Source organism: Streptomyces sp. NPDC059455, assembly GCF_042750115.1.
GTDB lineage: Bacteria > Actinomycetota > Actinomycetes > Streptomycetales > Streptomycetaceae > Streptomyces > Streptomyces endocoffeicus.
In genome coordinates, this window is the sequence record NZ_JBHYVB010000137.1 from 17,735 (window position 1) to 28,258 (window position 10,524).

Annotated in this window: 10 protein-coding genes and 2 pseudogenes; 7 read left to right on the forward strand and 5 right to left on the reverse strand. The window is 70.3% G+C overall.

Annotation, left to right across the window (positions count from 1 at the left end; translation table 11 throughout):
• Nucleotides 1–2 precede the first annotated feature (2 nt).
• A pseudogene (locus tag ACFXB5_RS36405) lies at nt 3–224 on the forward strand (helix-turn-helix domain-containing protein); the annotation flags it as partial.
• Here the strand turns inward: ACFXB5_RS36405 and ACFXB5_RS36410 are convergent.
• Nucleotides 178–372, reverse strand: a complete 195-nt coding sequence (locus ACFXB5_RS36410; RefSeq protein ID WP_385216360.1) for a hypothetical protein — start codon at nt 370–372, stop codon at nt 178–180. The pseudogene ACFXB5_RS36405 and the gene ACFXB5_RS36410 sit on opposite strands and share 47 nt — an antisense overlap.
• A gap of 1,000 nt (nt 373–1,372) precedes the next feature.
• Between ACFXB5_RS36410 and ACFXB5_RS36415 the strand changes: the two genes are divergently transcribed.
• Nucleotides 1,373–1,927, forward strand: coding sequence for a TetR/AcrR family transcriptional regulator (locus ACFXB5_RS36415; protein ID WP_385216363.1), 555 nt, complete (start codon nt 1,373–1,375; stop codon nt 1,925–1,927).
• Nucleotides 1,924–3,459, forward strand: coding sequence for an MFS transporter (locus ACFXB5_RS36420; protein ID WP_385216366.1), 1,536 nt, complete (start codon nt 1,924–1,926; stop codon nt 3,457–3,459). The genes ACFXB5_RS36415 and ACFXB5_RS36420 overlap by 4 nt, the downstream gene beginning before the upstream one ends.
• A 73-nt stretch (nt 3,460–3,532) precedes the next feature.
• On the opposite strand, the gene ACFXB5_RS36425 is transcribed toward ACFXB5_RS36420, so the two are convergent.
• Nucleotides 3,533–4,345, reverse strand: coding sequence for a LysR family transcriptional regulator (locus tag ACFXB5_RS36425; RefSeq protein WP_385216369.1), 813 nt, complete (start codon nt 4,343–4,345; stop codon nt 3,533–3,535).
• Nucleotides 4,346–4,413: 68 nt separating this feature from the next.
• On the opposite strand from ACFXB5_RS36425, the pseudogene ACFXB5_RS36430 reads away from it, so the two are divergent.
• Both ACFXB5_RS36430 and ACFXB5_RS36435 read left to right on the forward strand, forming a co-directional pair.
• A pseudogene (locus ACFXB5_RS36430) lies at nt 4,414–5,310 on the forward strand (NAD(P)H-binding protein).
• Complete coding sequence (locus ACFXB5_RS36435) at nt 5,307–5,999, forward strand: SDR family NAD(P)-dependent oxidoreductase (RefSeq protein ID WP_385216372.1); 693 nt, start codon at nt 5,307–5,309, stop codon at nt 5,997–5,999. Before ACFXB5_RS36430 ends, ACFXB5_RS36435 begins: the two are co-directional and overlap by 4 nt.
• Nucleotides 6,000–6,070: 71 nt before the next feature.
• Here the strand turns inward: ACFXB5_RS36435 and ACFXB5_RS36440 are convergent, their stop codons facing one another.
• From ACFXB5_RS36440 to ACFXB5_RS36450, 3 genes are read right to left on the reverse strand one after another with little or no spacing between them, the layout of a single operon-like run.
• A complete protein-coding gene (locus ACFXB5_RS36440; RefSeq protein ID WP_385216375.1) occupies nt 6,071–6,859 on the reverse strand; it encodes an MBL fold metallo-hydrolase in 789 nt (262 codons plus the stop codon).
• The gene (locus ACFXB5_RS36445; protein WP_385216378.1) at nt 6,856–7,419 is read right to left on the reverse strand and encodes an ester cyclase; all 564 of its coding nucleotides are present in this window, start codon (nt 7,417–7,419) and stop codon (nt 6,856–6,858) included. Before ACFXB5_RS36445 ends, ACFXB5_RS36440 begins: the two co-directional genes overlap by 4 nt.
• Nucleotides 7,416–8,519, reverse strand: a complete 1,104-nt coding sequence (locus ACFXB5_RS36450; protein ID WP_385216381.1) for a hypothetical protein — start codon at nt 8,517–8,519, stop codon at nt 7,416–7,418. The genes ACFXB5_RS36445 and ACFXB5_RS36450 overlap by 4 nt, the downstream gene beginning before the upstream one ends.
• Before the next feature lie 171 nt (nt 8,520–8,690).
• On the opposite strand from ACFXB5_RS36450, the gene ACFXB5_RS36455 reads away from it, so the two are divergent.
• Nucleotides 8,691–9,380 (forward strand): TetR/AcrR family transcriptional regulator C-terminal domain-containing protein, encoded by a 690-nt coding sequence (locus ACFXB5_RS36455; RefSeq protein WP_385216383.1) that lies wholly within the window; start codon nt 8,691–8,693, stop codon nt 9,378–9,380.
• An 87-nt stretch (nt 9,381–9,467) separates the two neighbouring features.
• Complete coding sequence (locus tag ACFXB5_RS36460; RefSeq protein WP_385216386.1) at nt 9,468–10,328, forward strand: hypothetical protein; 861 nt, start codon at nt 9,468–9,470, stop codon at nt 10,326–10,328.
• Nucleotides 10,329–10,524 lie beyond the last annotated feature (196 nt).

The following is a 10,524-nucleotide window of genomic DNA, read 5'->3' on the forward strand; positions in this document are numbered from 1 at the left end:
GTCTCAGCCGTCAGTGCTACTACCGGTGGCAGCGGCGCTATGAGGCCGGGGGACTGCAAGGACTGAAAGACCGCTCCAGCGCCCCGCACCACCGAGGGCCGAGGTCGTGGAGGAGATCTTGTGGCTGCGCCGGCAGCACAACTCCGGCCCGGCCAAGATCGCCATGTACCTGCGGCGCTACCACGACGTGGCCATCAGCACCTCCGGAGCCCGGCGGATCCTGAAGAAGGTCGGGCTGAACCGGCTGTGCCGGTGTCCTCTGATCCAGGCCGCGAGCTGGGGGCCGGTCGCCATGCCGGGCGGCAGGCTGGTGATCAGGCAGAGGCGCTCGATGGTGAGCTTGCCGCTGGTGAAGTCCTTCCTCCACCGCACGACTTGTAGGGCCCTGGCGTGCGTCGGGGTAGTCGAGGTGCGCGAAGGCGACGGTCTTCAGCCGCCGCATCTCCAGACCGTGGTGAGCCCGGGTGCGGTCGTGGTGGTCGAGCGTGATCTCGCGCCAGGGCAGGCGGCGGACGCGGTCGAACAGGCCGGGATGGTTGGCCTTGACCTGGGCGATGTAGTGGGCGCCGCGCCGCGAACACCTCTCGGATCAGGCACCAGAGCCAGGAAGTCGGACAGAGCAACCGCGTCCGTCACGGGACCGGCACGGAAGCCTGGGCCAGCTGGTCCAGCGCGGCAGACACGGGGGAAGATGCGGGAGCAGGCACGGACTCACCAAGTGTTCATGGGACTTCGACACTCATGATCACCGGGACCGTGCCTGCACCGCGCGCCCCTCTGCCCGGACCAGGACGTCCGACGCGACTCCGAACCAGCCCGCCGATCCGGACCGATCATTCAATGACCCCTGCGGTGTCCCGGGCCAGCCTGGCCATCATGAAGGACAGGGCCAGTGGCCGTACAGGTCAGCGGGAAGGGTCCCGGGCCGGCCTGGCCATCAATGCGAGTTTTGACGAGGCGGCTCGTCAGTACCATTGCCGTCGTTGGTATTGCCGCGGGAAGCGTGGTACTTGGGCCTGAACACGACCGAGGCCAAGAACATCCAGTGCTGGCTGCGGGGCTATGGCTGCACCGGCGCGATCGACGGGGTCTTCGGATCGGGGTCGCAGGCGGCGTTCAAACGGATGGCCGCGGATGACTCGGCGTGCGGAGCCCGCCCCGCAGAAGTGGCCGTGCAGGGTGAGGCGCGGGGCAGCGTGCGGGCCACCGGTGAGGTCCGCGTACGGGAAGCGGCGGCTGCCTGCGAGGGCGGGGGAGGACCTGAGCGTCCGGGAGTTCAGCATGCCGAGGAACGTCGACGAGAGACGGCCTTAGGTGAGGCAAGCCGGCCTCTCGTGAGACGTCGCTGTCTCATTCAAGCTATGGTTGTCGCATGACTCTTGACCGCAACGACGTGTTGCGTGAAGCCGCGGCCCAGCTCACTCGCAGGGCCACCGCCTCGATGGATGACATCGCCAAGGCGGCGGGGATCAGCCGTGCCACGCTCCACCGACACTTCGCCGGGCGCGACGCGCTCATCCGGGCGCTGGAGGAGCTGGGTATCGAGCGGTCCGAGGCGGCACTGGATGCGGCCCGCGTCGAGGAGGGCGACGCGGTCGAGGCGTTGCGCCGGCTCGTGGCGGCCCTTCAGCCGGTCTCCGGCTTCCTCGCCTTTCTCTATGGGGAGAACCAGCTCTTCGAGGGCGAGGAGGTCAACGCGGGCTGGGCGCGGCTCGACGCCCGTCTGACCGCGCTCTTCCGGCGCGGCCAGGAGCAGGGGAACTTCCGCGTCGACCTGACACCGGTGTGGCTGGCGGAGGCCCTGTACGGGCTGATGGCGTCGGCCGCGTGGGGCGTCTACGACGGGCGGCTGGCCGCCAAGGACGTGGAGTACTTGGTGCTGGAGCTGCTGCTCGGCGGCGCGCGGCGGGGGAGCGGGAACGCATGAGCGGGAGCCCTGTCGAGGTCAGCGAAGGGAGCGCGGAGGCGGAGGCGCGGCCCGGCCGCTGGCTGGCGCTCGCCGTACTCGTCCTCGCCGTCCTCCTGGTCGCCGTCGACGCGACCGTCCTGGGGCTGGCGACCCCGTTCCTGAGCGAGGATCTGGGGCCCTCCGGCACCCAGCTGCTGTGGATCGGCGACATATATTCCTTCGTCATCGCGGGCCTGCTGGTCTCCATGGGCGGCCTCGGCGACCGCATCGGCCGCAAGAAGCTGCTGCTCGGCGGCTCGGTGGCCTTCGGCGCCGTATCCGCGCTGACGGCGTACGCGCAGAGCGCGGAGATGATGATCGGCGCGCGGGCGCTGCTCGGCGTCGCCGGCGCGACCCTCATGCCCTCCACCCTCGCCCTCATCCGCAACCTCTTCCAGGACGCCCGGGAGCGCAGCCTGGCCGTCGGCCTCTGGGGTGCGACGGCCTCGGCGGGCATGGCCGTCGGCCCGGTCCTCGGCGGCTTCCTGCTCGAACACTTCTGGTGGGGCTCGGTCTTCCTGATCAACCTCCCCGTCATGGTGCTTCTCGTGCTCGTCGGGGCGAAGCTGCTCCCCGAGTCACGTGACCCGGCGCCCGGCCCCTGGGACCTGCCCAGCGTGCTGCTCTCCCTCGTCGGCATGGTCGCCGTCGTCTACGCGGTCAAGGAGGCGGCGGTGTACGGAGTGCGCGGGGACATCGCGGCCACGGGCATGGTCGGGGTGCTGGCCCTGGGGTGGTTCGTACGGCGGCAGCTGACGCTCCCCGCGCCACTGCTGGACATGCGGCTCTTCCGGCACCGGGGGTTCTCGGGTGCGGTCCTCGCCGACCTGTTCACCGTCCTCGGCCTCTCCGGGCTGGTCTTCTTCCTGTCGCAGTACCTGCAACTGGTGCAGGGCCGGGACCCGCTGGAGGCCGGACTCGCCGAACTCCCCACGGCGGCCGGGGCCGTGGTGGCAGGGCTGCTGGCGGGACGCGCCGCCCGCCGCTTCTCCGTGCGGGTGGTGGTCTCAGGCGGTCTGGCGGCGATCGGGCTCGCCCTCGCAGCCCTCCTGTGGCTGCGCACCGATACCGGGTACCCGCTCCTTGGAGCGGTGCTGCTGGTGGTCGGTGTCGGCGCGGGCCTGGCGTTCACCGTCACCGCGGATGTGATCCTCTCCACCGTGCCGAAGAACCAGGCAGGAGCCGCGTCCGCGGTATCGGAGACCGCGTATGAACTGGGCGCGGCCCTCGGTATCGCCGTGCTCGGTTCCATCGTGACCGGTGCCTACCGCGGCTTCACCCCGCCGGTGGGGGTGCCGGGCCCGGTGGCCGAGAGGGCGGACGACTCGATCGGCGGCGCCGTCGAGGCGGCCGCCGCGCTGCCGCCCGAGACGGGCACGGCCCTGCTGGCCACGGCCCGGGACGCCTTCGTCGACGGCCTGCGGATCGCGGCCGGCGTCGGTGCGGGCGTACTCCTGACGACCGCCGTGGCGGCGTGGTTCCTGCTGCGCCGTCAGCGACTGGACGGCTAGATCAACGGCGTAGTCGGCCGGCGGCGGCATTCCGACGTCGTCAGGAAGGTCCGGGCACGCCGCCGCGTGGGTGTCAGGCGCGCCGCAGCGTCGCGGTCGCGATCTCCAGGAAGTCGCGCAGCAGTTGGTTCTCGCGCCGGTCCGCTGCGAAGGCCAGGCAGATCTCGGCCCCTGGGGCGTCCGTGACGGGGAGGTGGACGAGGTCGGGGCGGGAGTAGGAGCGCGCGGCGCTGAGGGAGATGAGCGCGATACCGTGCCCGGCGGCGATGAGCTCGAACTTCTCCTCGATGGAAGACATCGGCCGTGTCGTCGGGGTGATCATTTTCTCGCCGTCGAGGTCGGCGGAGGCGAGCTTCTCGCGGCGCGCCAGCGGGTGGGTCGCGGGCATGCAGGCGACCCTGGGCTCGTGGCCGATGGGGATGGTGCGCAACCCCGAGGCGTCGAAAGGCTGTCGCAGGTATGCGACCTGGGCCCGGCCGTCCCGGAGCGGCGCGTCCGGTTGCCACCAGTGGGCCGGGACGACGTCGGTCTCGGCGTCCGGGTAGCGCGATGTGAAGGCCCGGATCGCGGCCGACACACGCAGCCCGGGGGAGAAGGCGACAACGAGGCGCTGGGCGCCCCGCTCGGCGTCGTGTACGCGCCGCACCGCCGCGGCGACCGTCCCGAGGATCCGCTGCGCCTCCTCGTGGAGCTGTTTCCCGGCGGCGGTCAGCTCCACGCTGCGGGTGGTCCGTATGAGCAGGGCGCACTCCAACTCCTCCTCGAACGCCTTGATTTGACGGCTGAGGACCGGCTGGGCGATGAAGAGCTGTTCCGCGGCCCGGCCGAAGTGCCGGTGCTCGGCCACCGCGGCGAAATAGCGGAGCTTGCGCAGATCGAGATCCATGCCCTCAAGGTATCAATTGCCGGGAAAGGTATTGGACGCTACGGGGCGCCCGCCCCGAGACTCACAACATGATCGTCATCACCGCTCCCACCGGCCAGATCGGCAGCCAGGTCATGGGAATCCTGCTCAACGAGGCCCCCAAGCGCGGCGAAGAGCTGCGCGTCATCGTGCGCGACCCGGGGAAACTCCCCGACGCCGTCCGCGCCCGCGTCGACGTCGTCACCGGCTCGCACGGCGACGCCGAAGTCGTCGACCGGGCCTTCGCCGGCGCGGACGCCGTCTTCTGACTGGTCCCGCCGCACCCGCAGGCGCCGAGTCTCGACGCCGCCTACTCCGGGTTCACCCGTGCCGCCGCGAAGGCGTTCACGGTCCACGGGGTCGGACACGTCGTCGGCGTCTCCGCGCTCGGTCGCGGCACTCCCGCCGCCGGCCGCGCCGGGCATGTGACGGCGTCGCTGGCCATGGACGACCTCATCGCGGGCACGGGCGTGGCCTACCGGGCGCTCGCCTGCCCCACCTTCATGGACAACCTGCTGCGGCAGGTGGCTTCGATCCGCGACGACGGCGTATTCACCGACACCGCCGCCGCCGACCGCACGGCACCGGCGGCCGCTACTGGAGACATCGCCGCGGCCGCCGCCGGTCTGCTGCTCGACCGCTCGTGGACGGGGACGGGCGAGGCCCCGGTGCTGGGCCCCGAGGACCTTTCGGCGAACGACATGGCGCGCATCATGTCCGAGGTGCTCGGCCGTCCGATCCGCTACCAGCGGCAGTCGCTGGAGGACCTCCGCGCCGCATTCACCGGGCGCGGCGTCGGCGACGCCATCGTGCAGGGCTACGTCGACATGATGCGCTCCAAGGACGACGGCATCGACAAGGGCGTGCCGCGCACCCCCGAGACCGCCAGTCCGACGACCTTCCGCCAGTGGTGCGAAGAGGTCCTCAAGCCGGCGGTCCAGGCATGAACACTCCCAAGACCGCTCTCATCATCGGCGCGTCCCGCACCCTCGGACTCGGCCTCGCCACCGAGTACGCGCAGCGCGGCTGGCACGTCATCGGTACGGTCCGGGGCGAGCGGCGCACCGGCCTCCACGACCTGGCCGAGGCGTCCGGTGGCCGGGTCACGGTCGAGTCGATGGACATGACGAAGCCGGACGAGGTCGCCGCGCTGCGCGAGCGGCTGGCCGGGCACACGCTCGACCTGCTGTTCGTCAACGCCGCCATCACCAGGGGCAACATTCCGATCGGCGACGTTCCGACAGAGATGTTCACCGAGGTCATGGTCACGAACGCGCTCAGCCCGATGCGCGTGGTCGAGTCCCTCCGCTCGCTGGTCGCGCCGACCGGGACCATCGGCGTCATGTCCTCGCGCCAGGGCAGTCTCGGCCTGAACACCAAGGGCGGCCAGGACGTCTACCGCGCCAGCAAGTCCGCGCTGAACCAGCTGATGCGCAGCTACGCCGCCCGGTACGCCGAGGCCGCGCACACGCTGCTGCTCATGTGCCCCGGCCACGTCCGCACCGAACTCGGCGGACCGGACGCACCGCTGACCATCGACCAGTCCATCCCGGGCGTGGTGGACACGATCGACCGCCACAGCGGCGAACCGGGCCTGCGATTCCTCAACCACCAGGACCAGCCGGTGCCCTGGTAGCACTGGTAGCCGAGGTAGCCCTGGTGGCAGCCGCTCGGCCCGGGTGCGGTCGGCGCACCCGGGCTCCTTCCTCAGCCGCCCCGCATCCCTTCGTACAGGGCCGGGTCATGGGCGCAGATGATCGTCAGGTCGGGTTCCGCGCGCCGGTGCAGCTCACCGAGGCGGGCGTGGTTGGCGCGGACCTGTTTCAGGTCGTACGCGACGGCCGCTTCCATGGCGCGGAGGGCCGCGGGCACGGGGGCGCGGCCGTCGAGGGTGCCGGGGTGGTAGAAGGCGTCGCCGGCGTGCAGGATCCAGCGGGTGCCGGTGTCGACCGCGACGCAGGCGTGGCCGCGGGTGTGGCCGGGGAGGGAGACCAGGACGATGCCGGGCGCGACGGAGTCGAGCTCCTTGGCGGCGGCGAACCCGCGCCACGCCTCGCCGTCCGGGCTGTGTTCGACGACGCTCGGGCCGTGGGCCCACTGGGCGGGGCGGAAGCGGAGACGTTCCCGCCAGGAGGGGGCATGGATCGCGCCGTGCGCCTCGGCCGCGGTGACGTGGACGGTGGCGTGCGGAAAGTCGGCGAGGCCGCCGATGTGGTCGGCGTCGAAGTGGGTGAGGACGATGTGGCGGACGTCGTCGCGGCGGAAGCCGAGCCGTTCGACCTGGCGGGCGGCGGTTTCCTCGGGGTCCAGGGCCGGTTTGATGTAGTGGCGTGCCGGGCCCACACGGCGGCCGTGGGTGGCGATGTCCATGAGGCCGAAGCCGGAGTCGACGAGCACAAGCCCCTGTGCGTCCGTCTCGAGGAGGAGGACGTGGCAGACCAGCCGCGGTCCGCCGCGCAGATGCATGGTCCCGCAGTTGAGATGGTGGACCTTCACGACAGGTCCGCCCGCGGCGTGTTGACGAGGGCCGGGTGCGGGGTGCCGCCGGCTTCCTTGAGGAGCCCGCGCAGACAGCGAACGGACAGGAGCCAGTTGCGCGGATTGCGCAGGTTCAGGCCGCCGATCAGCTGTTTCAGCAGCGTGAGGCTGTCGAAGTAGATCCGCTCGCAGACGAGGTTCTCAGCCCCGTTTCCGTCGTCGTCGAAGATGAAGTACGCGGTCATGCGGACACGGAAGCGGTTTCCGGTGGGCGGGATCGCGCCCAGCGGGCCGAGGTGGGTGCCCAGCAGCCAGAATTCGACGATCACGGCGTCGCCGCTGTGGCGCAGGGCGATGATCTCGTGGTCCTGGTCGGGGAAGGCGCGGCGGCTGTCGCGGTAGTAGCCGCGTACGGCCGTGTCACCGTCGTGGACCGTCATGGTGGGGATCAGTTCGTAGCGCGGATGCGGGAAGGTGGCCAGGACGTCGTCCCACTCCTGGCGGACCTCGTCGTGGAAGTGGTCCAGGACCAGCTTCTGGCGGGACGCGAGGATCTCGTCGCTGATCACGGTGGTCATAGGTGGGTCACTGCCTTGTGGGTGAAGGTGGGGCCGGTACCGGGGTTGGTCCAGGCGGCGGTCAGCTCGCTGGAGGGGAAGAACTGCAGGAAGCGGGGGTCGGCCTGGGCGCGGTCGACGAGCGTCTTCTCGATGATGAGTGAGTTGTACTGCTCGGCCGTCGTCTCGATGGTGTTGGCGTTCAGAACGACCTCCTGCTGCCAGGCGCGAGTCCAGCGGGCGATGCCGGGCATGCGGGAGTGCTCGGGGGTCAGGCATTCGGCGGCGATGGCGTTCTCGCTGGACGCCCAGATGCCGCTGGAGGTGTTCAGCAGGAGGGTCTGGTTGCCCAGCACATGGCCGGGGGTGGAGATGACCGCGACCCCGGGGCCGAGGAGCAGTGAGCCGTCGACGGCGAGAAAGGCCTCGGGCCGGACATCCCGATACGCCTCGGGCTGGTACCAGGGCCGCTGAAGCGGGTGGAGCTCGGACATGGCCAGCAGTTCATGCCGTTGCACGATCACCTTGGCGCGGGGGAACGCGGGCTCGACCGGACCGTCGCCGAAGTCCGGCTGGGGTGTGCTGGTGCCGATCCACCGGCGCAGGTCCTGGGTGTGCAGATGGTCGAAGAGGAGATAGTCGACGTCCTCGGGCGCGATACCGAGCCGGGCCAGATGCCCGAGGACGGTGCCGTGTTCGGTGACCATCAGGGATCGCACCGGGCCGGGTGTGCGACGGGCCAGCGCGGCGAAGTACGGGGTGTTGCGGCCGAGTTGGACATCGCTCGGCTCGAACAGGAGCACCCGCCGCCGCCCGTCGCTCTCGGTCCAGCGGATGACGAGCATGCGGTTGGTGATGGCGAGGAACGGGGCGATGGCCCGGGAAGCGCGGAAGAGGCCGAATCTCGTCGGATAGGGCAGGGTCACCAGGTCGCAGGTGGTGACGGTGTCCGGGGTACCGGTCGCCGCGAATTCGGTACGCAGCTCCTCCGCTCGCGTGCGGGCCCACCCGAGCTGTGCGCCGTAGCCGCCGGGTATGTCCGCGAGGCCGCCGAGGGTGGTGATCGGGGTGCCGAGCGTGGGCATGTCGAGGACGTCGGTGTCCTGCCAGGCGAGCTTCATCGATCGAGTCCTTCTCTGGTCGGCCTCTGGTCAGCCGGGCCGGCTCGGTGCAGGTTCCATGAATTCGGCGAACTCAGCGGCGCGATCAGTCAACGCGAGACTTGCACCGCAAGTCTTGTGGGCCGGAACGCTAGACTTGCGGCGTAAGTGATGTCAAGGGGAAGGTGACGCATGGCGGCGCGAGGAACCGGCCGTGGCAGGCGGGTCGGCCTGACCCGCGAAAAGGTGATCGCGGCGGCGGTGACGATGATCGACCGCGATGGCCCCGACGCCTTCTCCCTGCGCAAACTGGCCACGGAGCTCGACATCGAGAACATGTCGCTCTACAACCACGTACCGAACAAGGAGGCCCTTCTCGACGGCGTCGCCGAAGCGCTGCTGGCCGGTATCGCCTTTCCCGAGGAGGAGGGCGGAACCTGGCAGCAGCGGATCCGGGCGCACGCCGCCGCCTTCCGCGCCGCCGCCAAGCGGCACCCGAAGGCGTTTCCCCTGGTGCTGACCCGGCCCACGCAGTCACCCGCCGCCCTGGAGGCCATGCGCTCCACGCTGGCCTGCCTCGACGAACTCCGCCTCGCCCCCGAGGAGATGGTCCATGTCCTGCGCGGCTACACCGCCTTCATGGTCGGCTCGATCATGCGCGAACTGGGTTACGCCATCTATCTGGGCGCCATGGACAGCGACCAGGTCCAGCAGCGCACCGAAGCCATCGCGGCCTCCGGCGACCCGATTCTGACCGCGACCGCGCCCTATCTGGCCGACAGCGATCACGACGCGGAGTTCCAGTACGGCCTGGAGCTGATGATCTCCGGCCTGGCCGCCAAGGTCGGCGTTCCCTACGAGGCGCCGCGCGTATCAGCTTGATGTGATGTGTCACGAGTGGGTATCCGTCTTGCGGTGGGGCGCCCACCTGGGGATCTGTGGCAGCGCGGCTCGCCTAGAGTGCCGATCATGTCTCAGTCAAAGATCTTCAAGAACCTCGCACAGCACCCACGGTGCACCTCTGCTCAGTACCCGCAGTCCACCTCGATGCCGTCCCGGCGAATGAAGAAGACCCTGATCGCGGCCGTCGGCATCGGCATGGCCGTCGCGTTGAGCGGATGCAACGAGGACACCGGCAGCGGCACGGACAAGGACACCGGCGCCGCGGCGTCGAAGGCGCCTTCCGCGGGGTCGTCCCAGTCCTCCGCCCCGGCGAGCCCCTCGGGCGATCAGCCGTTGTTCTCGGGGTGGCAGACGCAGACCTCGCAGAAGCACCACTTCCGTTACGACGTGCCCGCCAAGGCCGAGAAGTGGAAGACCCTCGACGAGGAGACGGCCCTCTCCTACACGGACAAGAACGGTCAGCCGATCGTCGTCATGACCGCGGCCGGCAACTACCGTGAGGGCGGCTGCGCGTCGAGTCCCAATCCCAAGGCCTTTGGTGAGGCGGGCAAGGGGCAGCTCGCCACCGTCGGCACCACGGGCGGCGGCAAGGACGGCACGCTCCAGGAGAACGCCCGCAACTGGGCGGGCAACTGGGGCTTCGCCGCGTACGGCGGTGCGGACCACAAGCCCAAGATCAAGGTCAGTGAGGCCAAGCCGTGGAAGCATGGGGGGATTGACGGTTACACCGCGACCGCCCAGGTCACCGTCACCAACCACCCGAGCTCATGCGTTCCGCCGAAGGCCGTCGTGCACAGCGTCGCGCAGAAGCTCCCCGACGGGACGATGCACGGCTGGGTGATCTACGCGGACCAAGGAGTTCCGAAGGCGCTGACGGACGCCCAGCTCAAGAAGATCATGAGCACCGTCCGGTCCACCGGCAGCTGACAACCGGCCGACTGCCGGGCAGGGCGAGTCGTCAGGCCACGCAGTCGTACGGGGGTCGCCGGATGTTCGGGTGCCGGGCCCAGGAACGGGTCCGGGACCACCCGCGGCTGGTCAGTCGGGTGCTCGGGGGGGGGGGACTGGGGACGCAGACAGACGCACACCGGGTGTGGCGGGGGGTGTGGTGGTTGCGCAGTGT